Origin of the sequence: Saccharibacillus deserti (assembly GCF_013618475.1) — a bacterium.
Lineage (GTDB): Bacteria > Bacillota > Bacilli > Paenibacillales > Paenibacillaceae > Saccharibacillus > Saccharibacillus deserti.
Genome location: NZ_JABJVN010000005.1, coordinates 162,320 through 183,475, shown reverse-complemented (window position 1 = coordinate 183,475; position 21,156 = coordinate 162,320). Strand labels below are relative to the sequence as shown.

Genomic DNA, 21,156 nt, shown 5'->3' with positions numbered 1-21,156 from the left:
AAGAATCGGGCGTGTGCCTGCCCGCCCGATTCCCGTTTTGATTTGCTGATGCGAATCGATCTTACTTGTTGTTCTCGGCTTTCCAGGCGTCAAGCTGCGTCTGCGCTTCGGCCATGACTTTCTCAAGGCCGGCCTGGTTGAACTTCTCGATCGCCTGCGGCAGATACGTTTCCGGATCGACCGTACCGGTCATCAGGGAAGACCAGAACTGCTCCTTGACGTTCTGCACGGCGGCAAGTTCCGACGAGACGTTCTTCGGATCGAAGTTGAAGCTGAGGATCGGCGAATCGACGCCCGCTTCATTGAACGTTTCGAACTCGTCCCATTTGTTCTCGGGATCGTTCGGGTTCAGGTAGAGCAGCATGTTGTTGCCGAGCGAGTACGACGGCATATCGTAGTTTTTCGCTTCCGGCAGGTTCTCGACCCGGTTGTCGGCCGTTTTGTTGTAATGCGTGCCTTCGATACCGGAATCGACCATGTTGCGCAGCACCGGATCGGTGTTCAGCAGGTTTAGGAACTCCATCGCTTTCTCCGGGTATTCGGAGTTGGCGGAGATCGCCATCATCGAGCCCTGCACGGAGTTGTTCGTGATAATCGCGTCGCTGGCCGGCGTCGAGACGACCGGGTAGCCGTAGCTTGCGCTCCACGAGTTGTCGGCGAGCGGTTGGGTCTGCGCGCGGTCGAGCAGCCATTTGCCGGAAGTCATCAGATCGGTCGTCGAACCGGTCGTGGCGGCTTCGGGAGCGACGTAGCCCGCTTTGTAGTATTTGTTCATCGTGGTCAGCGCCTCTTTCATTTCCGGCGTTTCCAGGATGTTCACGATTTTGTAGTCCGTCGTGTCCAGTTTGACCGCCATCGGCAGGTTCTGGATCACGTAGTCGTAAGGCACGTAAGGCACATAGTTTTTGTCCATCGCGAACGGCGTGATACCGGGCGCTTTATCCTTGATCGTCTTGAGCAGCGGCTCCAGGCTGTCCAGCGTGCGGACGCCTTCGGTCTTGATGCCGTATTCGTCGGCCACATTTTTGTTGAAGCGCCACACTTCCTGCTGCGGAAGCTCTTTGTTGGCCGGGATCGCATAGTTGTGACCGTCGACTTTGGAGCCTTCGAGGAAGGCCGGGTTAATCGTATCCTTGATGCCTTTGCCATACTCGTCGATCAGGCTGTCGAGTTCCATGAAGGCGCCTTTGCGCGCATTCTGTACATAATCGAAACCGCCGGACGACGTGAAGATAATATCCATCGGTTCGCCGGACGCGACCAGAACCTGCATCTTCTGCTGGTAATCGCCCCAGTCGATCATCTTCATCGTAACGTTGGCGCCGATCTTCTCGGCCGTATATTTGCTGACTTCGGTCATGACCTTGTCGACGTCTTTTTGCGGGGTGCCGATCGTGTACCAGATCAGATCCACCGGTTTCTCCGCAGTTCCCTCGCCGCCGGACGCCGCTTCGTTTCCGCCCCCGCCGCATGCGGAGAGAACGAGACTGAACGCCGCCAACATCGAGATCGCGAGCGAGACTCTTTTTTTGCCTTTTTTCATAACTTATGACCTCCTCTTTTGAATTGCTGTCTGTGTGTGCCCTGCCGTAAGAACTATATTCACTCTAAAGGATGTAAGCACTTTCAAAAAGGCTCGAAATCTAATATATCGGGGTACAAAATAAAGAAAAGACCGCCTTAAAGGCGATCTCTACCATTAAAATGAAAGATTAATTTACATGAAAATAACATGAAAACGAAAGCTTTATTGAAGCGTTTTGTATTCGGTCGGTGAGATGCCGACATGCTTTTTGAACTGTTTGTAGAAATAGCCCGTTTCCCAATATCCGACGCTGCGGGAGATGTCCTGTACTTTCTGGGCGGTTGTACGCAGCTTTTCCTTGGCCCGCTCGATCCGGTATTTGTTCAAATAATCGGTAAAGGTTTCGCCCGTTTCCTTGTGGAACAGCTGCCCCAGATACACGGGATGTACCCGATACTGCGAACCGAGCATCTTCAGCGACAATTCCTCGCCGTAATGGGCGGCGATATGGCCCAGTACCTGCTGCACCACCGGACTGCGCGTATCGCGGTTCAGCATGCCGACCGTTTCCTCGGCCGCCCGCCGGACGGCTTCGACCAGTTCCTCCATATGAGAAGCGCTCCGAATCCGGTCGAGCACCTGCAGAAACGGCTCTCCGTCATCTTCGCGTTTGACTTCCCGCAGTACGGCGCGCAGATCCGCGCAGATGCCAAGCGCAATATTCTGCAGTTCCTCGGGCGTCATGCCCTCCGCCCTGCCGATCGCGGCCATATCTTCGCCGATCCGCTTCATGAGTCCTTCGCGGTCGCGGGCCAGCACGAGGCGGCCGTACTCCCGGCCGAGGTCGGCCAACGCCCCGGCGGAAACCTCCGCGGCCGAAGTCGCCGCGGAAGGCGGAGCATACCGGAACAAACGGCGTTCCGGATCGACCAACGCGTACTCCAACGCTTTTTTGGCTTCGCTGCGGCTGGCCGAACCGTGCTGAGGCAGCGGACCTGCGCTGCCGACGCCGATCCGGATTCCGCTGCCCAGTCTCTCCTCCAATTTGCGTGCGATTTCCAGCAGCCGCTCTTCGCCTTCGTCCTGCGCAAGGGTCACGACGACTGCCGCGTCGCCGTCCATATCCCGAAACGCCAGTCCGTCTTTCTCGTCTTCCAGCGCTTCTTCCGTCCGCCGCGGCAGATCTTCGCCGTCCTCCCCGGCGCGCAGAATCAATACCCCCAGCCGCGTATGTCCGAAATGCAGGCCCAGAAGACCCGCCCGCTCATTGAACTCCGACTGCGATATCTGCCCCGTCAGCCAACGGTGCAGCACATTGTCCCGGATAATCCGGGCTCCGAACACGCCGAACCGTTCTTCGCGTTCGGCCCGGCGCAGCTTCTCGGTCACGTTGGCGAGCGTGGCTTCCAGCTCTTCCACATTGATCGGCTTGAGCAGATAATTCTCGATGCCGAGCCGCATGCCTTCTTTGAGATAATCAAATTCGTTGAATCCGCTCAGCACAATCACCTTAAGTTCCGGCCGGAATGCCCGGACGCTGCGAATCAATTCCAGCCCGGTCGTCTCCGGCATGGAAATATCGGTCAGCAGCAGATCCGCCGGCGTGCCGCGGAGCGCTTCCAGCGCTTCGCTTCCGTCAAGCGCACTGCCGACCACTTCCAGTCCGAACGAAGCCCAATCGATGATATCGATCAACCCTTCGATAATAAACGGTTCGTCATCCACCAGAAATACTTTGTACATGCCGCTCCTCCTCCCCCGAATCCGGATAACGAATTTCTACCGACGTTCCCTGACCCTGTCCTCCGCTGTGCACCGTGATGCCGTACTCCGGCCCGTACAGCAGCCGCAGCCGTTCGTGGACGCTGCGCAGTCCGAATCCGCCTTCCGGCTCTTCGCCGCTTCGGCCGAGTCCCGCATGCAGCTCGCGCAGCTTGCCGGCCGGAATGCCCCGGCCGTTGTCCCTTACCCGAACGGCAATATCTCCTTGTTCCCGGTCCGCAAAGATCACAAGGCGGTTATCTTCGTCGCGGCTGCGGATCCCGTGCACGATATAATTCTCGACGATCGGCTGCACGGACAATCTCGGCACTTCGAGATCAAGCAGCTGAGGATCGGCCTGGATATCGTAGGCGAGCCGGTCTTTGTAGCGGATACGGAACAATTCCAGATACAACCGGCAGGCTTCCAGCTCGTCTTTGAGCGTATGCTTTTCTTTTTGCTGCACGAAGCTTTTGAACAGCATGGACAGGCTGTAGATCATCTCCCCGACGTCTTTGGCCCCCTGCGATACGGCCCGCATCCGGATCACTTCGAGCGTATTGTACAAAAAATGCGGATTGACCCTCGCCTGCAGCGCCGCGAGTTCGGTATGCTTCTGCTTGATGTCCGCTTTGTACACCCGGTCGATATATTGATTCAGCTCGTCGAGCATATCGTCGAAGCTGCTTGCAATCTGCCCCAGCTCGTCTTCTTTCGTATCCTTGAGCCGGGTCTTCAGGTCTCCGCGTTTGACGCGCTGCGTCAGCCGGATGATCCGGTTCGTCCGTTTGGCAAAATTGAAAATGAACAGCGAAGGCACCAGAATCGCGAATACGATGCAGACCGCCCCGATCGTCACAATGGTCCGCTGGAGGTTCCGGTACGATTCCGCGGCCTCCCGCTCGCCCAGGATTCCCGCAACGGTATAGCCGCCGGCGGTCGAAGCCAGTTTGTTGAAATACAGACCGTTCTCCGGCGCGGGACCCGACGAATTGACATCGTAGACCGATTCCAGCCGCTGCGCATACGGAAAACGCTGTCCGTAATAACGGCCCGACGTATCGAACAGTACCCGGCCGTCCGCGGACAAGACGAAAATATCGCCTTTGAATTCCTGTTCATAAGCGGTAAGCGCCTGATGCAGCCGGCCCGAATCGAACCAGACGGTGAGCTGCCCGAGATTCTTGAAGCTTTGTTTGTCGTTGACCGGCACCGTGACCGAGTACATGGCTTCCCCGATTCCTCCGAGCGCCCGGTTCACCCAGGCGTTGGGCTCCGAGACGTTCGCGTTCTCAAGCGCCATCGCGTCGGGCACATAAGATTGCGAAGCATTGACCGGCACTACCCGAAATTCCCCGTCGGGATGATACGCGTACAAAGCCTGCTGCTCGCTGCTGTAGAGTACGAGCGCCCGGATATCCGGGCGGCTCTCGAGTACGTTTTTGAAATAGGATTTGGCATTGGCTGCATCGATCCCCGTCTGCGCATACCGGTCGAGCCGGTAGCGGACATAGTCGGCGTACGGATTCAGGAGGAAATAAGACAGATCGAGCGACAGCGCGTCATCCCGGTACAGGTCGGGCATGATCGAAGACGCTTCGCCGATCCGCAGGCCGATATACCGGTCGATCGCGGACATCGCCGCTTTCTGGTTGTCCAGCTCCCGCCGCACCGTCGACTGGGACATGGAGACAAACATAAAATACGAAAAAGCGATAATCGTGACAATCGTGATAAAGGAGAAGAGCAGAATGGTTTTGGTAAACAGATTGTTTTTGACCGTCCTCCGGTAAAATCCCAGGATATCCATGCCCCGCTCCTCTCCGCTGCCCTTTTTTTCGATATTTTCGCACTCCGTTCGCCGCCTGTCCACTCGTACCGGACATGAATCTCCCATCGACGCAGGTCCCCATCTTGTTACCTTAGACGATGAAAGCCTTTTCATTAAGAGGGAAAACTAAAGATCGCCTGTTCAAATTAAAGAAGCCTGCCTGCCGGCGAAGCCGCGGCCGCCCCTAGGGAAGAACGTTCTTCCGGGGCGGCCTTGGTCTTCGGACGTTAATCGTCCCTGTCGCTCACGGCTCTTCCATTTCCAGCACGACCGGACAATGATCGCTCCCCAGAATCTGGCAGTCGATCCGCGCATCGGTCAGCCGGGGAGCCAGGCGCTCGGAAGCGAGGAAATAATCGATCCGCCAACCGATATTGCGTTCGCGTACCTTCATCATATACGACCACCAGCTGTAGACCCCTTCGCGGTCCGGATAGAAGTAGCGGAACGTATCGATAAAGCCGGCGTCCAGCAGCTCGGTCATCTTGCCGCGCTCTTCGTCCGTAAAGCCCGAGTTGCCGATATTGGAACGCGCGTTCTTCAGGTCGATCTCCCGGTGCGCGACGTTCAGATCCCCGCAGACGAGAACCGGCTTGACGGCGTCCAGCGTCTTGAGATAATGGCGGAAGCGGTCTTCCCACTCCAGCCGGTACGGCAGGCGGGTCAGGTCGCGCTTGGCATTCGGCGTATAGACATTGACCAGGTAAAAAGATTCGTATTCCAAAGTCAGCAGCCGGCCTTCGTCTTCCCGGTCTTCTTCCATGCCGTAGCGCACGCTCAGCGGACGGACTTTGGTAAAGACGGCGGTTCCGGAATACCCTTTCTTGAGCGCATAATTCCAATATTGGTGATAGCCGCGGGTCGGCTCGATCTTGATCTGGCCTTCCTGCAGCTTGGTCTCCTGCACGCAGAAAATATCCGCATCCTGCTGTTCGAAATATTCGTTGAAACCTTTGGTGACGGCGGCCCGAAGACCGTTGACGTTCCAGGAAATCAATTTCATGGGGCATATCTCCTTAATCGCTGGCAGTAGGCTGTCGGGAAAGGCGATCCCCTTCTCCGACAGCCAGTGTACCATAATCCCGGCGGTTTCGGGGACGGATGCGGCGGTTTCTTCCGGGCGAAACCGGGGCGGAAGTTTTCAAACATGCGTTCGTTTTTTCGATTGACGCTTGTTTTTCGGCTGTGGTATAGTGGACGCAATCGATCATGAACGGCGCGGGGAAGCACCCTGCGGACAAGGTTTCCGAACCTTTCCGCAGGGTGCTTTTTTGCGTTTTCACGTTCCGGTCCATCTCATACAAGGAGCTGAAATCCCTATGTCCGCTTTCCGATTCACGCCGTCGAAATCCCGCTTTGCCGTCCGCTTGACCGCCCTGCTGCTGTCGCTCGTCTTGATCTTTCCGTTTGCCGCACCGCCCGGACGCGCCTCGGCCGGCGCCTGGGCATCGGCGCTTTCGGGCATCGATGCCCTGTACGACGGCTACACCGCGCTGGAGACCGCCAACAAGATCGAGAAGCTGGAGATCCAGACGCTGCGCAAAGACAGTGCGGTACGGCTCAAGAGCGTCAACGCTTCCGTGAAAGCGATCGACAAGTCCAAGATCGATCGCTTGAATACCGAATGGACGGCGCTCAAGGGTAAACACGCCCCTCTGATTCGGCAGTACAGCGATCTCGGCAAACAGGCGGCCGAAGCCCGCAAACGCAAAGACAAGAAAAGCGCCGATCTGCTCGACTTGAAGCGCAACAAACTGAAGCCTTCGGCCGACGCCGCCAAGCTGGAGCTCAAGAAAGCCCAAGAAGCGCTGGCTTTCGCCAAGAAACAAGCCGCCGCCAAAGCCAAAACGGTCAAAGACGCCCTTGCTCCCGCAGCGGCGCTGAAGAAACAGGTAACGGCCGAGAACAAAACCATCGTGTCCTGCAACAAGACAAGGGCGGCGGCCTACAAGCGCTACCGCTCCGCCGTCAAGCAGGGCAATGCGATTACCGCGGCGGCGGAACTGACGCTGATGTACGACCAACTGCGGAAGATCCACGCTTCCCAGCGCACGATTTACGGTTGGGAGAAACAGATCTCGGCGGCGATTCAATCGGCAGCCTCCAAACTTCCTGCCTGAGAAGCAGCTTGCGCCCCGCCGGCACGGGCCGCTTCTTCGCATCCTGTTCCTTCCCGGGACCCTGTGGGCAAGAATAAGGAGGTTTCATGGCGCCTCCTGCCTGTAGACTGATTCCATACCCGACAGGAGGCTATTATCATGACCGATCCGATCCACTCTCCACACCCGTTTGCCGCAGCGAATACAGATCTGCACACGTCCGCCATTTCCGTATTCAACCGTCTGCATCACGCACCGGAAATCCTGTTTCTCGGAAACGCCTGGGATACCGCTTCCGCGCTTTCTCTCGAACGGGCCGGCTTTCCGGCAGTCGGAACGACCAGTCGGGGCATTGCCGACGGAATCGGAGCGGGCGACGGCGAACAGGTCGGTTTCGACCGCCACGTGTCGATCGTACGCGATATGACCGCTCATCTGCACGTTCCGGTATCGGCGGATATCGAAGCCGGTTACGCTTCGCGGTTCGGAGACATTGTCGACAATGCGCTCCGTATGGCCGATGCGGGCGCAGCCGGTCTCAATGTCGAAGATTCGCCGAAAGACCAAGTCGGCCTGCGCGATTACACCGAACAGGCCAGACTGCTGGCACAGATTCGACATGCGCTGGACACACGGGGGTTCAAGGGATTGTTCCTCAACGCCCGCACCGATTCTTATCTGATCTCCGGCTTGGCAGATCCGCTCAAGGAGACGCTGATCCGGGCCGAAGCTTATGCCGGCAGCGGAGCCAGCGGGATTTTCGTGCCGGGACTGGGAAAAGACGAAGACATTGCCGCAGCCGCTTCGGCGATCACGGTTCCGCTGAATATCATGTCGCTTCCGGGGCTGACTTCCCCTTCCCGCCTGCACACGCTGGGCGTCCGCCGATTCAGCTTCGGCAACGCGTTATCCGACAAGATGTTCGCTTGGCTGGATCGCTCCGCTGCGGAACTTTGGCGGCATCGGACTACGGCTTCGCTGTATGAGGCCGACGAATAAACGTCCTTTGCAGCCGCACAGGGACAGATCCTTCCAAAAACCGGTCTGCATGCGGACCGGTTTTTTTGGTTTGGGCCTTTTCTTAGGGACATTCGCGGCAGGAACGGATCTGTCGGCCATTTGCCGGTTTTCGTACGCTTCGGCGCTGGGCATCTACTCATTTTCTTTCACTTGTTTACGAATAACTATTAAAAATGCGACATTTTTCGACGATAATGAAGAGCCAGACGAACATCAAGGAGGTACAGAAATTTTGAACACAAAGAATCGCAGATTTTATGGGCTACGCACGAAACTCTATCTGGTAATCCTGGTACCGCTTTTGATTATCGGTATACTTGTCACGCTAATGACACGCTCGGCGGTCGAGCAGGCTGCGCTCTCCACCATGCAAAAAGATACGCAGCGGCTGGCCGAGAACACGGCACTGCGGCTCGGCACCCAATCGGAAGCCATTCAAAACGTTTACGAAAACGGTGAAAAGACGGAAGATTACCGTAAACTGCGGGAAGAATTGAACGCCCTTCGCCTGCAATCAGGCGTTCTCTACGTCTATATGCTCGACAAGACCGACTCCGGCTGGAGATATACCGTCGACGGAGCGGCTTGGGACGACAAAGAATATAGCCCTCTGGGAATGGAAGCCGAATTCGACGCCGATGTCGAAGGCAATCTGATTAAAGGTCTGACGGTCAACACACCGGTCGTCGACAGCGAAGAATGGGGCAAGCTGTTCTCGTCCTTCACTCCGATCCGCGGCGCCGACAATGCCATAATCGGCTACCTCGGAATCGACGTTGCCGCAAACACCCTGGAGCAAGTGACGTCGGAGACCCTCAAGAGTGCATACCTGATCGTAATCCCGGTATTCGCCGCGGCCTTGATCGTTTCGATGCTCATTATGCTGTGGGTGGTCAACCGTCTGCTCAAGCAGGTCGCCGGAATCAAAGAAGGACTGGAACAAGCTGCCCAAGGCAACCTCGACGTATCCGTCGACCGGATTACGGGCGATCAGCTTGGCGATATTGCGCAGCTGACCGGTCATATGACTTCCCGGATCACGGATATGATCGAACAGATCAAGAGCGGCTCGGACACGCTTGTGGAATCGGCCAGCCATATCGAACAGTCTTCCCATACGAACGGTCAACAGGCCGAGGAATTGACACGGGCCATTCGGGAGATCGCTTCGGGTTCGATGCAGCAGGCGGAAGAAACGGAGAATGCCGTACGTTTGACCGATCAGCTCGGCGGCATGATGGACGAGGTCGGTTCGTACGTGCTCCGATTTACCGACATGTCGAAGCAGCTGGGCAGTGTTCAGGTAAAAGTCAGCCGCGAACATGAAGTGCTGCTCGAGAAAAGCCGGGAGAATGCGCGGCGCACCGACGACCTGACCGCGATGTCCAGCGAACTCGACCAGAAATCGAAGCTGGCCGCTTCGATCAGCGGACAGCTGAACACCATCGTCAAACAAACACAGATTCTGGCGCTCAACGCCACGATCGAAGCTTCGCGGGCGGGAGAAGCCGGCAAAGGATTTGCGGTCGTCGCCGGAGAAATGGGACTGCTCGCCCAGCAGTCCAAAGATTCCATTCAGGAAATCGACCGTATTCTCGGTTCCTTCGTCGACCAGGTGGGCATAATGAACGGACACTTCGAAGTAAACCGCGTCTTGACCCGGGAACAGGAAGCGCAGATCTCGGATTGTCTGCAAACTTTTGGCGAAGTGTTGGATATCTCGGGACAAGTCGAAGGGCTCGCCGGTCAGCTTCAGCGCAGAACCGGCGATATGCAGGAGGTGCGGCGGGAGGTAGAACAGCATATGAACGATATTGCGGCGGCTACCGAACAAACTTCGGCCATGACCGAAGAAGTGGCGGCCAGCGCGGACGAACAGCAGCGCTCCGCACGAGAACTGAACGCGGTCTCCCAGCGTCTGGCCGAACTTGCGGACGGCATGCAGTCCGTCACCCGCCAGTTCCGTACCAAAGGGCACGAACAAGCGGAAGGTTGATCCCGGGGCAGTAGAGCATAGAGCAGCCTCTCCGTTTGCCCTGACATACATCACGACAAAGAACCCCGGGACGAATGGAGATTCGTCCCGGGGTTCTTTGCGTGCGGAAGGCGGTCGGGCCGGGTTCAGCGGCATCCTTCGAAGGCCGGACGGTCAGCTCGTTGACGTCGACTCCTTCCGGCTGGGAGACCGCGTAGAGAATCGCTTCGGCGATTGCCCGAGCCGGCAGCGAGATACGCCGATACTCGCGCACCGTGCGTCTGGCCCCGAGCATTACTTTCGCTCCGCGATCGGCCAGCAGACGTGCCGCCGCCTCGCCGATCCCGCTGCGGATCGAAAAACTTGCGGGAGAAGCCAAGATGAGCACTTCTTCGCTGCATCGTTATTTCCGCGCAATCACCGCCATGAGTCCTTTGCAGTTCCAGAAACGGATCCGGCTGCAGGAAGCGAGAAAGATGCTGCTGAGCGAACCGGTCCAGGCGGCCGAAGCCGCTTTCCGTGTCGGTTAGGAGAGCCCTTCGCAGTTCAACCGGGAATACGCCAGACTGTTCGGTCTGCCTCCTCTCAGCGATGTCCGCCGGCTGCGCCGTATGCCTGCCGGCGATCCTCAGACCTTCGGGGAAGTGTGAGTTCCCGCAGGCCTGATCCGCTTGTCCGTATTCGAAACGATCTTATGCACATGCAGCATCAAATCGAACAGTTCGTCTTCCGGCAGCCGTGCGCCGCAGAGACATTCCAGTTCCATCCGGATGTCCGCCGCACATTCGAAACAATCCGGCAGATGCGTGCGGACCAGCCGGCCCAATGCCGGGTCGACCGCCGAACCGCGCCGCTCGGTCCCGATCGCCCGGCGAATCGTAGTCCGCAGATGCTCGGCAAACCTCCGGTAGGTGAGCGCCGATACATCCGCGGCTTCGACTCCGAACCGCCGGCCGATCAAATCGAATGCGGTTTCGATTACGGCACGCAAATATCGCGCTTCCCCGCTTGCTTTCGTGCAGCCGGATAGATTCCCGGCTTGTCCCGTATATTCCGTCTGTGCGACCACCGCATGGTCGTTGATGATTTGCGTAATTTTCATATGTTCCGCCTCCGTTTTCGATCTGCCCGATCTTCTCTGTCCCCAGCTTAAGATATGGCATCGATTTCAGGTCAACCGCTTTTGGAGCGGCAGGCGAAATATTTTTCGGGTTATACTTGGGTGAGGGGAGGCGAAGCATGTGACCAATATTCAGGAAATCGCCCGAAGAGCCGGCGTATCGCCATCCACGGCTTCGCGTGCGCTCAGCGGGAAAGGCTATGTCAGCGAAGAGAAGAAGCTCAGGGTGCTCGAGGTCGCCCGGCAGTTCGATTACGTGCCCAACGCGAACGCCGTTCTGCTCAAGAGCGGAACAACCCGGCGGATCGGGCTGGTCGCGCCTTCTTTTGAAGAGTCGGTCAGTCTGTTTACGGGCGGCTTCGTGCGGGCGGCTCAGGAGAACGGTTATACCGTCACCTTGTTCATGACCGGGTTCGATACGGCCAAAGAACGCGAAGCGCTCGAAGGGCTGCGCCGCAAACAGGTGGATGCCCTCGTATTTGTGATGTTCCTGAGCGGGCTGCCGACGATCGCAAGCTATGCCAAGTACGGACCTATCGTTTCCTGGCAGCGGGTCGTGCACGAGGAAGTTCCTTCCGTATTCATGGATCAGTACGACGGTTACATGCTGGGCCTCGAGCACTTGCATGCACGCGGCTATCGCCGGATCTGCAACGTATACGGAGTCGGCACGCGCCTGAATACGCAGAGCCGGATCGAAGCTTTCGCGGATTTTTGCCGCAAATACGACCTCGATCCCCAGGCTGCGCCGTCTTTTATGGAACGGGGGACAACGGCGCACGGCGAAGAGCTGGCCCGCTGGTGGCTGGAATCCGGACGGATTCCAGACGCTTTCGCCACCACCAACGATCAAGTCGCTGCCGGTCTGGTCGCGGAAGCCCGCAGGCTGGGTCTGCGGGTGCCGGAAGATTTTGCCGTATGCGGCTTCGACAATCTCGACTTCGCCCATCTGCTGGACCTGACAACCATCCATTATCCGGTAGACGAGCAGGCGGCCAACGCATTTGCGATGATCCGCAGCCGGATCGAAGACATCGAACTGCCGCTGCGTCCGCTGAATTTCCGGCTGGTGGAGCGGGCGACGACCTGACGGCATTCCCCGCGGCAAACACGCCGATGAATCGGACCGTCTGTTTCGGCCGTGCTTACTTCCAGAACAGACCTTCTTGGTCCAACTCAAACTGCTCCAGCTGATCTTCAAAATCCGGTCTCGGTTCGATCGAGCGGGCAGGGATCCATTCTTCGGGTCCGTCGCCCTGTTTGGCATATATACTCCATGCTCCTTGTTCGAGGCGGAACTGCGCCAGGTCTTTGCCGGTCCAGCCTTGGCGCGGAGACTCGGGACGTTCTTCCGTCAGCGTGACGCGGTCTTTTTCCAGACGGTACACGATTCGAACGGCCGTGCGCATGCTCGGCGGAATCTTCTCCGAAATATAGCCGCGCAGCAGCGCTTCGAGCCGTTTCTCTGTCCAGGTATCCATAAAGTCTCTCTCCTCTTTCTCCGAAAATCCGCAGGACCGAATACGAAAAGCCGGCTCTTGCCCGGATTTAATAGTAATAATTACGATTAATCAAAATATACGGCTTTATGCGAATTCTGTCAAACTTAAAAAAGGTTGAACTCTGCTCCGCTATGCTATAGTTTTGTGTAAAACAAACCTTTTTGCCTTGAGGGAACTATTTGCGTCTCTCCCGCGTCTAAACCTTTGAAGAGTTGGCCCGTTCCCTGTCCATCAGAGAAAAAGGAGAAGTGAGAATGAAATTCGGAAAACAAGTATGGAAAAAGACGGCTTCCGTTTTCCTGGCTGTCGTGCTGCTGTTCGTCTTGGCCCTGCCGGGCACGCACCTGTCCGCCGCGGCTGCCGGAGCCGGTACGAGTATCGTATTGGACGGCCGCACGATCGAAGGAGCGGAACCTGTGGTCGTCGGCGGAACCACGATGGTTCCGATCCGGGTCGTGTCGCAGCAGCTCGGTTATTCGGTCAACTGGAACCGGTCGGCGGGACGAATCACGATCGGCAGTTCCGCTTCTCCGCTGGTGCTGACCCTCGGAAGCCTGACGGCGAATGCCGGAACGGCTTCCGTCACGATGCAGCAGGCTCCTTTTGTTCAGGCCGATACGACTTACGTACCGCTTCGTTTCGTAGGTTCGCAGATGGGACTTGGCGTCAAATGGGAACAGAACAGCAAAACGGTCTATCTGCAAACGCAGTTTGAGAATCCGGCCAATACCCCGGCGAATCCTCCTGCTATTCCGCAGCCGGAAACGCCGCTGCCGCCGACCGGACCCGCACCGCAGATCGGAACTTCCATTGACGGAATCAGCTTCAGCGATAACCGCCTGACGATTTCCGCGGCCGCGCTCCTGAACCCGAAAGCTTCCGCGCTGACCGGTCCCGACCGAATCGTCGTCGACCTGCCCGGCAGCTATATCGGAGCCGGCCTGCTGCAGAACGGCCCGTTGAAGCTGGGACAAGTGGCGACGCTCCCGGTGGAAACTTCGCCGGCCGTCAAGCAGGTCCGCTACTCGCTCTACAGCGAAAGTCCTTCGACCGTACGGGTCGTAATCGACCTCAACCGTGCCGTCGGCTACAATGTGTATCCCCAGGGCAATCTGGTCATCGTGGAACTGAACGACGAAGGCACCGCTCCTCCTGTCGGAACCGACGGCAAAAAGATCGTGGTCATCGATCCGGGACACGGCGCTCAAGATGCCGGCGGGATCGGAAACGGCCTCAAAGAAAAAGATATGGTTCTGAGTGTAAGCTTGAAGGTCGCCGCCCTGCTTAGGCAGGAGCCGGATATCGATTTGATCATGACGCGCAGCGACGATACCTATCCGACGCGCGAAGGGCGCGCGAAGCTTGCCAACGATGCCGGAGCGGACGTATTCTTGTCGATCCACACCAATGCGGCAGCCGCAAGCGCGGTCGGCACCGAGACGTTTTACGCCGACGCCGCTCGCAGCAAATCGCTGTCGGACACGATCCAGAAACATGTTCAGGCGGCTACAGGCTTCAGGGATCGCGGTTCCAAACAGGCCAACTTCATCGTGATTCGTCAAACGACGATGCCGGCGGCCCTGCTGGAAATCGGATTTTTGACCAATGCGCAGGAAGCCGCCGCGATCGCGCAGGACGATTTCCAGCAGAAAGTCGCGGAAGCGATCGTGGACGGACTGAAAGAATACCTGGGTCTTGATTGATTCCAAAAAGCGAAAGCCCCGATGCCGGGGCTCTCGCTTTTTTTGTTCTGCCACAGACCGTGAGAGCAATAATTAGGAGTCCGTTTGGATGCCGGGACTGTTACAATAAAAGACAGAAACACCGCCAACCCGATGCAGGAAAAGGGGAGATTCGCGATGAGAAGCGCCATTTCGCTTTCTTTCGAAGAGATGTGGGAGAAGATACTGGCCTGCGATGCCCGGTACGACGGATTGTTCTTCACCGCCGTGAAGACGACCCGGATCTACTGCCGGCCGTCCTGCCGTTCCCGCAAACCGAAAAAACAAAATGTAGAGTTCTACCTGGGCTTGTCCGAGTCGGAAGCGGCCGGCTACCGGCCCTGCAAACGATGCCAGCCGGAAGTCGAACATTCGCCATGGAACGACTGCGTGCTTCAGGCACGTTCCTACCTCATTGCCCATTACCGGGAAAACCCGATGCTTGCGGATATCGCCAACCATGTCGGTCTGAGTCCGTACTATTTCGAACGTCTGTTCAAACAGGAGACCGGCGAAACGCCGAGGATCTATCTGGAAAAAATCCGCGTCGACCGGGCGGCCCACCTGCTGAGATGCAGCACCTTGTCGAATCTCGAGATCGGTTACGAAGCGGGCTTTCACACGCCGTCCAATTTCTACCGGGCGTTCCGGCGTCTGCACGATTGTTCCCCCGGCGAGTACCGGGCACGGGGAACCCCTGTCGTTCGCGAGACCATCCGGAGCAAACCGCCGATTCCGGAGCTTCGCCGCGGCAGCGCGGCGTCGGCGACGTGAGCGGTTCTGCGGACGATCCGCCAAATCCTGCGGCTGCGCACCGAATAGAGCTGCCTCTCCCTTCCCTGTTCAGCTGGCCGGAATGTCTCGCTTATCTGGGAAGATCGAAGCTTGAGGTGCTGCACCGGATCGAAGGCGAACAGCTGGTCGAAGTCGTCGATCTGGACGGGCATCTTGTACGCCTGAAAATCCAGCCTGCAAAGGATACGGCCATGCTGCTTATCGAATTCCCGCAGAACGAACCGCCGGAGATTCGCACGGCCGCTGCCTGTTACGTCCGCGAATGGTTCGGCCTGGACGAAGACCTTGAGCCGTTCTATGCCATGGCTCAAAAAGACCCGCTTCTGGCGCCCGTCGTATCGGCCCACCGCGGACTGCGGCTGATCGGCATTCCCGATCTGTTCGAAGCTTTGGCCTGGGCGATAATCGGCCAGCAGATCAATCTGCCGTTTGCCTATACGATGAAGAAACGGCTGGTTGAAACTTACGGCGAAGCGCTGCCGGGCGAAGATCCATGGAGCGGGCCCGAACGCCTCTTTCCTCGTCCGGATGTGATCGCGGCGCTGGCGCCGGACGATCTGCGGCCCCTGCAGTTCTCGGGGCGCAAAGCGGAATACGTGATCGGCGCCGCCCGGCTGCTGGAAGAAGGCCGCTTGTCCAAATGTTCGCTGCTGCGCATGGAACAACCCGAAGCGCGCGAGACGCTGCTTGCGATCCGGGGTGTAGGCGCCTGGACGGCGGACTATGTCGGCATCAAATGTCTGCGTCACCCGGACGCTTTTCCCGCCGGGGACGCCGGACTGCATCAGGCACTCAAAGCCGGTCTCGGACTTGACCGCAAACCGCTGCCGGCCGAAATCGAGCAGGCCGCCGCCGGCTGGCGCGGCTTCGAAGCAATGGCGGCTTTCTATCTGTGGCAGTCGCTGCTGTAAGATCATTCCTCAGGAGGTATTGTCCCATGAACAGCAAACCCGCTTTATCCGCTCCCGCAATTTCCGCCGCGCCGGCGGTAGAGCTCTCCGCCGATATTCGCCCGGCCGGCGATGCCGCTTCGATGCATCGGCTGCTCTACCTGTCGCCGCTCGGCGAGCTCGCAATCGAAGGGACCTCGGAAGCCGTCTATTCGATCCTGTTCACGGATCTGACCATGCCCGAAGGCTGGCCGGCCGTGAATCCGTTCCCGCCCCCTTCGATCCCCGAACGGACGGCGGGATCCGAAGAAGACCTTGCGGAATCGGCTCTACCCGAGCCCCTGCGGCAGGCCCGGAACCAACTTGCCGAGTATTTCCGCGGCGAACGGCAGACGTTCGATTTCCCGTATGCTTTCGACGGTACGGTCTTCCAGCGCTCCGTCTGGAACGAACTGGCTTCTGTCCCTTATGCGGCTTCCCGTTCCTACAAAGACCTCGCCGTCGCCGTAGGCAGCGAACGGGCCGTGCGGGCCGTCGGCTCCGCCAACGGACGCAACAAACTCAGCATCGTGCTGCCGTGCCACCGCATCATCGGCAGCAACGGCAAGCTCACGGGCTACGCCGGCGGACTGTGGCGCAAAGAATGGCTGCTGCAGCACGAAGCGCGTTTTGCCCGCAAGTAAAAGCTCGGTTTGGCCAAAACCAGCAGCACGAATAAGCCGTCCAGTCAGGTCATCGACCTGTCGGACGGCTTATTTGCTTTGCCTACCTGTATGTCTAATCTTCCGCTTGCTGCCCGCTCCGCTTCGGCAGCAGAGGATCCGTAACCCCGGCAAGTCCGACAAGGCCGAGGATCGTCAGCAGAATCTTCTGTACACCGAGATGGGCATCGGTCGGATCGTAATACTCGCCCAGCGTATGCGCACCGCCGAAATCGCCGCCTCCGCCAAGTGTAACGGCCGGAATCCCCAAGTCGATCGGAACATTCGCATCGGTACTGCTCGGCCCTTCGAGAATCGGACGGAAGCCCATGGCGATCCCGGCTCCGGCCGCCGCCTGTACGATTGCGCTGTCGGGAGATTGGGAGCCGGCCGGACGATCGCCGACCCGCTCGATCCGTACTTTGATCGCATCCGTACGCCGCCAGCGGCTATTTTCGTCGTGGGCGGCCTGCCGGATCAACTCGAGCACCCGGCTTTCCAGGCGCTCCAGATGCTCCCGGGAAACGGAGCGCAGATCGATAACGGCTTCCGCCGTTTCGGCAATCGTATTGACCGATGTGCCGCCTTGGACCACGCCGATATTGAACGTCGTTTTCGGATGATGCGGCACCTCAAGGTCGGCGATTCTGCCGATTGCCCGGCCCAGGGCATGGATCGGACTCGGTGTGCCAAAGCTGCCGAAGCTGTGCCCGCCGGGGCCTTCGAACGTTACTTTGTAGCGTTTGCTGCCTGCACCCAGATAAGTGATCCGGTCCGGCGTTCCCGGCTCGATCGAGATAAAGCCGTCAAGATCGCGGCGGCCTGCAAACAGCGTTTTGACTCCGCGCAAATCGCCGAGTCCTTCTTCGCCGACGGTGGCGCCGACCAGCAGGTCGCCTTCCGTACGGAGGCCGGCTTGGTTCAACGCGCGCAGCAGGGTCAATACCGAGGCCAGGCCGCGGCCATCGTCGGCAATCCCGGGAGCATAGATCCGGCTTCCTTCCCGGCGGGCTTGGACATTTGTTCCGCGCGGAAAGACGGTGTCGAGATGGGCGCAGACTACAAGCCGAGGCCCGCTGCCGTTTCCTTTACGCAGGCCGAACACACTGCCGGCTTCGTCGACAGCGACGTCTTCGACGCCCAATTCGGACAGCTTGCGCGCGAACAACCGTCCCTTCTCCGCCTCTTCGAACGTAGGCGCTTCGATTTCGGTCAGTTCAATTTGTTCGCCGGTGGTCCGTTCGTTGTCTTCCTTGAGAAAATCGAATGCCCGATGAACCGACGGATCTTGGGTCAGACGGTCGAAGACCCGGGTCGTTTGTTCGGATATGCGGACTTTCGGAGCTCCGGCTGTTTCGGTCATGAAAGAAAATCCTCCTCTTCCTGTTTTTTTCCCTCGTTAAGCATTAATTTCCATGTTATCATAGGCCGCACCCAAGCGTAACCTTGTTTTCTCCAAACCTTACGCTTTATAATGAACGATTAAAAAGGAAAAAAGAGGTGGGATTCCATGACAAACGCTCTGCTCGACGCCCTTAAGCTGCTCAAAGAAAAACAGTGGATCGATCTGACCCATACCTTCGGCCCGGACTCTCCGCATTTCGCCGCTTTTGCCGCTGCCGAATTCGAGACGCTGTTTACGCACGAGGACGGTTTTTTTGCCCAACGCTTCCATTTCCCCGGCCAATACGGCACGCATCTGGATGCTCCGATTCATTTCGTCCGGGATGCCCGCTATCTCGACCAGTTGGAGCTGAAAGAACTGGTGCTGCCGCTGATCGTGATCGACAAGTCGGCCGAAGCGGCGGCGGATGCGGATTATTCGCTGTCGGCGGCAGACATCGAAGCATTCGAAGCGCAGCACGGTCGGATTCAGCCGGGCAGCTTCGTTGCGCTGCGTACGGACTGGAGCAAACGCTGGCCAAGTCAGGAGGAATTCGAGAACAAAGACGCGGACGGCCGCAACCACGCGCCGGGCTGGTCGATCGAAGCGCTTGCGCTGCTGCTGAAGGACCGCGGCGTCCAGGCTGTCGGCCATGAGACGTTCGACACGGATTCCGCCGCGGATTATACCAAGAACGGCGCGCTGCTCGGCGAATATTATGTGCTGGAACAGGATGTTTATCAAGTGGAGCTGCTGACCAACCTGGACCTTGTTCCGCCTACGGGCGCGGTCATTTTCAATATCGTGCCGAAAGCGGAAAAAGCGTCGGGGTTCCCGGTGCGGTCGTTTGCCATTCTGCCTTGAGCGGACGCCGGGGTCACCCTACATATCCGAACGCCTGAACGTCCGGATGCCGAAAAGCAGCCGCTCGTCCTTACGGACCCGGCTGCTTTTGCGCTGCTGCTTTCCCCTGTTCCCCGTCATGCTCCCGTTTTGCCGATCGGTCAGCGCACGATGCCCAGCATGAACCCGTCGTAGCCTTTGCCGCCTACCGTCTGCACGGCCGTCGCCTCGATCCGGGGATCCTGTTCCAGCAGATCGAAAAATCGGCGCACGCCCTGTACTCTGACGTCTTCGCTCGCTTCGTCGATGATTTCGCCGTCCCGGACAACATTGTCGCCCACGATGACCGTGCCCGGTTTCGACAGCCGCAGCGCGGCTTCGAGATAGGCGGGGTTATTCGGTTTGTCGGCGTCGATAAAAATGAAATCGAACGGCTCTGCCTGCTCCTCTTCCAGCTTCCGAAGCTGATGCCGCGCATCGCCGACCCGGATTTCGACCGTACTGTCCGCGATTCCGGCGCCGCGCAGATTGACGCGCGCCGTTTCGGCGTGCTTGGGTTCCAGCTCCAACGTAATCAGACGGCCGCCTTCCGGCAGCGCGCGCGCCATCCAGATCGTACTGTAGCCGCCGAGCGTGCCGATCTCAAGCACGCGCCGGGCTCCGTTCATACGGATCAGCAGCTGCAGCAGCTTGCCCTGCAGCGGCGACACGTCGTAAGGCGGAAGTCCGGCGGCTTCGTTGTCGTCCAGCGCACGCTCCAGGGCAGGATCGTGCGCAATGAGCTTGCGTTCCAAATAACGGTCTGCTTTGGCCCAAGTATGCGAGCGGTCTCTCGGCTTTGTCTGCGTGTTCATCAGAATCACGTTCCTTTCGGTAAACGGATTGGATTGGGAAAGCCGCTCTGCCTGACCCGCTTTCCCTTTCCGCACTTTGATTGTAAACGGAACGAAAAGATAAATATAATATATCTTTCACTCTAATTTATAGATAAAATATATATTTAATCTGAAAACAAAAAGAACTCCGTCCCTAACTTGCGGAAACGGAATTCGAAAGGACCGGCCATGAATCTTCATGCTTTGCGTTTATTTTACGAGGTGGCCTGCGCGGGAAGCGTAACGCGCGCTTCGGAGAAATTGAACATCAGCCAGCCGGCGATCACGGCGCAGCTCAAGAAGTTCGAGCAGGAACTCGCCCTCCCCCTGCTGCGCAGGGAAGGACGCGGCATTGCTCTGACCGAAGCCGGAGCCGGGATGCGCAGGCTTGCCGCGCGGCTGTTCGCGGAGGAACAGCGCATCGAGCGTTTCGCCGCCGACTACGGCCGCGGCGAAATCGGCGGCGTGGCGATCGCCGCCACGTATCTCCCCGCGAACTTCCTGCTTCCCGGCTGGATCGCGGCTTTCAAACAGAAGCACGAGCGGGTCGAGCTTTCGATCACGACGACCCATGCGGAGGGCGCGCTGCGCCGACTGCTTGATTTGCAGGCGGATCTCGCCGTTTACGGCGGCCTGCCGGAACGCCATTCGGACGAGATCGCCGCCGAAGAGCTGTTCCGCGACGAACTCTGGTTCGTCGTCGCGCCGGACCATCCTTTCGCGAACCGCGCCGTCTCGCTGGCCGAGATGATGCGGGAGCCTTTCGTCATGCGGGGCGAAGGCAGCTCGACGCGCGAGCGGCTGTTTGCGCTCTGCCGCACCCACGGCCTGCCTTCGCCCCGCGTGGCGCTGCAGTTCAGCGGGCTCCACGAAGCGATACGGGCGGTCGTCGCCGGTTACGGCGCCAACTTCGTCTCTTCGCTCGTCGTGCGGGATTACGTCGCGCGCGGACAATTGTGCCGCGTTCGCGTCGAAGACGCGGCGCTGCAGAACGTTATTGCCGTATGCATCCGGCGCGGCGAGTCCCTGTCTCCGGCGGCTGCCCGTTTGCTTGCGCTGATTCGCGAAGCGGGCAGCCGGGGAGCGGTCTGACTCCTCGGCCCTTCCTCTTGGC

At 58.4% G+C, this 21,156-nt stretch carries 19 protein-coding genes and 1 pseudogene; 11 read left to right on the top strand and 9 right to left on the bottom strand.

Annotated elements, in window-relative coordinates; all coding sequences use genetic code 11:
* Nucleotides 1–61: 61 nt before the first annotated feature.
* The 4 genes from HOP44_RS14550 to HOP44_RS14535 form a co-directional block, all read right to left on the bottom strand.
* On the bottom strand, nucleotides 62–1,543 hold the full coding sequence (locus HOP44_RS14550) for an ABC transporter substrate-binding protein (RefSeq protein WP_172254537.1): 1,482 nt from the start codon (nucleotides 1,541–1,543) through the stop codon (nucleotides 62–64).
* Nucleotides 1,544–1,747: 204 nt separating this feature from the next.
* Complete coding sequence (locus tag HOP44_RS14545) at nucleotides 1,748–3,268, bottom strand: response regulator transcription factor (protein ID WP_172254536.1); 1,521 nt, start codon at nucleotides 3,266–3,268, stop codon at nucleotides 1,748–1,750.
* Nucleotides 3,243–5,096 carry a sensor histidine kinase gene (locus tag HOP44_RS14540; protein WP_172254534.1) on the bottom strand — a complete coding sequence of 618 codons (1,854 nt, stop codon included), beginning with the start codon at nucleotides 5,094–5,096 and terminating at the stop codon, nucleotides 3,243–3,245. Before HOP44_RS14540 ends, HOP44_RS14545 begins: the two co-directional genes overlap by 26 nt.
* A gap of 265 nt (nucleotides 5,097–5,361) precedes the next feature.
* Complete coding sequence (locus tag HOP44_RS14535; protein ID WP_172254533.1) at nucleotides 5,362–6,120, bottom strand: exodeoxyribonuclease III; 759 nt, start codon at nucleotides 6,118–6,120, stop codon at nucleotides 5,362–5,364.
* 316 nt (nucleotides 6,121–6,436) lie between these two features.
* On the opposite strand from HOP44_RS14535, the gene HOP44_RS14530 reads away from it, so the two are divergent.
* The 3 genes from HOP44_RS14530 to HOP44_RS14520 all read left to right on the top strand — a co-directional run bounded on the left by HOP44_RS14530 (nucleotide 6,437) and on the right by HOP44_RS14520 (nucleotide 10,232).
* Nucleotides 6,437–7,237: a hypothetical protein gene (locus tag HOP44_RS14530; RefSeq protein WP_172254532.1), complete on the top strand. Its 801-nt coding sequence runs from the start codon at nucleotides 6,437–6,439 to the stop codon at nucleotides 7,235–7,237.
* A gap of 138 nt (nucleotides 7,238–7,375) precedes the next feature.
* Complete coding sequence (locus HOP44_RS14525; protein WP_172254531.1) at nucleotides 7,376–8,215, top strand: isocitrate lyase/PEP mutase family protein; 840 nt, start codon at nucleotides 7,376–7,378, stop codon at nucleotides 8,213–8,215.
* 253 nt (nucleotides 8,216–8,468) lie between these two features.
* Nucleotides 8,469–10,232 (top strand): methyl-accepting chemotaxis protein, encoded by a 1,764-nt coding sequence (locus tag HOP44_RS14520; RefSeq protein ID WP_172254530.1) that lies wholly within the window; start codon nucleotides 8,469–8,471, stop codon nucleotides 10,230–10,232.
* On the opposite strand, the gene HOP44_RS22640 is transcribed toward HOP44_RS14520, so the two are convergent.
* On the bottom strand, nucleotides 10,186–10,590 hold the full coding sequence (locus HOP44_RS22640) for a hypothetical protein (protein WP_216667593.1): 405 nt from the start codon (nucleotides 10,588–10,590) through the stop codon (nucleotides 10,186–10,188). The genes HOP44_RS14520 and HOP44_RS22640 overlap by 47 nt on opposite strands.
* Between HOP44_RS22640 and HOP44_RS14510 the strand changes: the two are divergent.
* Nucleotides 10,556–10,861, top strand: a pseudogene (locus HOP44_RS14510) (helix-turn-helix transcriptional regulator); the annotation flags it as partial. The gene HOP44_RS22640 and the pseudogene HOP44_RS14510 sit on opposite strands and share 35 nt — an antisense overlap.
* On the opposite strand, the gene HOP44_RS14505 reads toward HOP44_RS14510, so the two are convergent.
* A complete protein-coding gene (locus HOP44_RS14505) occupies nucleotides 10,840–11,313 on the bottom strand; it encodes a PRD domain-containing protein (protein WP_172254529.1) in 474 nt (157 codons plus the stop codon). The pseudogene HOP44_RS14510 and the gene HOP44_RS14505 overlap by 22 nt on opposite strands.
* 139 nt (nucleotides 11,314–11,452) lie before the next feature.
* On the opposite strand from HOP44_RS14505, the gene HOP44_RS14500 reads away from it, so the two are divergent.
* On the top strand, nucleotides 11,453–12,421 hold the full coding sequence (locus tag HOP44_RS14500) for a substrate-binding domain-containing protein (RefSeq protein WP_172254522.1): 969 nt from the start codon (nucleotides 11,453–11,455) through the stop codon (nucleotides 12,419–12,421).
* A gap of 55 nt (nucleotides 12,422–12,476) precedes the next feature.
* Here HOP44_RS14500 and HOP44_RS14495 read toward each other — a convergent pair whose 3' ends face one another.
* A complete protein-coding gene (locus HOP44_RS14495; protein ID WP_172254520.1) occupies nucleotides 12,477–12,812 on the bottom strand; it encodes a DUF3024 domain-containing protein in 336 nt (111 codons plus the stop codon).
* 275 nt (nucleotides 12,813–13,087) lie between these two features.
* On the opposite strand from HOP44_RS14495, the gene HOP44_RS14490 reads away from it, so the two are divergent.
* The 4 genes from HOP44_RS14490 to HOP44_RS14475 all read left to right on the top strand — a co-directional run bounded on the left by HOP44_RS14490 (nucleotide 13,088) and on the right by HOP44_RS14475 (nucleotide 16,922).
* Nucleotides 13,088–14,536: an N-acetylmuramoyl-L-alanine amidase family protein gene (locus tag HOP44_RS14490; protein ID WP_172254518.1), complete on the top strand. Its 1,449-nt coding sequence runs from the start codon at nucleotides 13,088–13,090 to the stop codon at nucleotides 14,534–14,536.
* 156 nt (nucleotides 14,537–14,692) lie between these two features.
* Complete coding sequence (locus HOP44_RS14485; RefSeq protein WP_172254516.1) at nucleotides 14,693–15,328, top strand: bifunctional transcriptional activator/DNA repair enzyme AdaA; 636 nt, start codon at nucleotides 14,693–14,695, stop codon at nucleotides 15,326–15,328.
* Complete coding sequence (locus tag HOP44_RS14480; RefSeq protein ID WP_343059898.1) at nucleotides 15,325–16,260, top strand: DNA-3-methyladenine glycosylase 2; 936 nt, start codon at nucleotides 15,325–15,327, stop codon at nucleotides 16,258–16,260. The genes HOP44_RS14485 and HOP44_RS14480 overlap by 4 nt, the downstream gene beginning before the upstream one ends.
* A gap of 26 nt (nucleotides 16,261–16,286) precedes the next feature.
* Entirely contained in the window at nucleotides 16,287–16,922 is a 636-nt protein-coding gene (locus tag HOP44_RS14475; protein ID WP_425501877.1) for a methylated-DNA--[protein]-cysteine S-methyltransferase, read from the top strand.
* Between the two features lie 94 nt (nucleotides 16,923–17,016).
* On the opposite strand, the gene HOP44_RS14470 is transcribed toward HOP44_RS14475, so the two are convergent.
* On the bottom strand, nucleotides 17,017–18,303 hold the full coding sequence (locus HOP44_RS14470) for a M20/M25/M40 family metallo-hydrolase (RefSeq protein ID WP_172254514.1): 1,287 nt from the start codon (nucleotides 18,301–18,303) through the stop codon (nucleotides 17,017–17,019).
* Between the two features lie 147 nt (nucleotides 18,304–18,450).
* Between HOP44_RS14470 and HOP44_RS14465 the strand changes: the two genes are divergently transcribed.
* Complete coding sequence (locus HOP44_RS14465) at nucleotides 18,451–19,188, top strand: cyclase family protein (protein ID WP_172254512.1); 738 nt, start codon at nucleotides 18,451–18,453, stop codon at nucleotides 19,186–19,188.
* A 140-nt stretch (nucleotides 19,189–19,328) separates the two neighbouring features.
* Here the strand turns inward: HOP44_RS14465 and HOP44_RS14460 are convergent, their stop codons facing one another.
* Nucleotides 19,329–20,021, bottom strand: coding sequence for an O-methyltransferase (locus tag HOP44_RS14460; protein WP_172254510.1), 693 nt, complete (start codon nucleotides 20,019–20,021; stop codon nucleotides 19,329–19,331).
* A 210-nt stretch (nucleotides 20,022–20,231) separates the two neighbouring features.
* On the opposite strand from HOP44_RS14460, the gene HOP44_RS14455 reads away from it, so the two are divergent.
* Entirely contained in the window at nucleotides 20,232–21,134 is a 903-nt protein-coding gene (locus tag HOP44_RS14455) for a LysR family transcriptional regulator (protein WP_172254508.1), read from the top strand.
* The last annotated feature ends 22 nt before the right edge of the window (nucleotides 21,135–21,156 follow it).

Coding starts and splice junctions, on each gene's coding strand:
- HOP44_RS14550 (WP_172254537.1), bottom strand. CDS start 1,543: ATGAAAAAAGGCAAAAAAAGAGTCTCGCTCGCGATCTCGATGTTGGCG.
- HOP44_RS14545 (WP_172254536.1), bottom strand. CDS start 3,268: ATGTACAAAGTATTTCTGGTGGATGACGAACCGTTTATTATCGAAGGG.
- HOP44_RS14540 (WP_172254534.1), bottom strand. CDS start 5,096: ATGGATATCCTGGGATTTTACCGGAGGACGGTCAAAAACAATCTGTTT.
- HOP44_RS14535 (WP_172254533.1), bottom strand. CDS start 6,120: ATGAAATTGATTTCCTGGAACGTCAACGGTCTTCGGGCCGCCGTCACC.
- HOP44_RS14530 (WP_172254532.1), top strand. CDS start 6,437: ATGTCCGCTTTCCGATTCACGCCGTCGAAATCCCGCTTTGCCGTCCGC.
- HOP44_RS14525 (WP_172254531.1), top strand. CDS start 7,376: ATGACCGATCCGATCCACTCTCCACACCCGTTTGCCGCAGCGAATACA.
- HOP44_RS14505 (WP_172254529.1), bottom strand. CDS start 11,313: ATGAAAATTACGCAAATCATCAACGACCATGCGGTGGTCGCACAGACG.
- HOP44_RS14495 (WP_172254520.1), bottom strand. CDS start 12,812: ATGGATACCTGGACAGAGAAACGGCTCGAAGCGCTGCTGCGCGGCTAT.
- HOP44_RS14490 (WP_172254518.1), top strand. CDS start 13,088: ATGAAATTCGGAAAACAAGTATGGAAAAAGACGGCTTCCGTTTTCCTG.
- HOP44_RS14485 (WP_172254516.1), top strand. CDS start 14,693: ATGAGAAGCGCCATTTCGCTTTCTTTCGAAGAGATGTGGGAGAAGATA.
- HOP44_RS14475 (WP_425501877.1), top strand. CDS start 16,287: ATGAACAGCAAACCCGCTTTATCCGCTCCCGCAATTTCCGCCGCGCCG.
- HOP44_RS14470 (WP_172254514.1), bottom strand. CDS start 18,303: ATGACCGAAACAGCCGGAGCTCCGAAAGTCCGCATATCCGAACAAACG.
- HOP44_RS14465 (WP_172254512.1), top strand. CDS start 18,451: ATGACAAACGCTCTGCTCGACGCCCTTAAGCTGCTCAAAGAAAAACAG.
- HOP44_RS14460 (WP_172254510.1), bottom strand. CDS start 20,021: ATGAACACGCAGACAAAGCCGAGAGACCGCTCGCATACTTGGGCCAAA.
- HOP44_RS14455 (WP_172254508.1), top strand. CDS start 20,232: ATGAATCTTCATGCTTTGCGTTTATTTTACGAGGTGGCCTGCGCGGGA.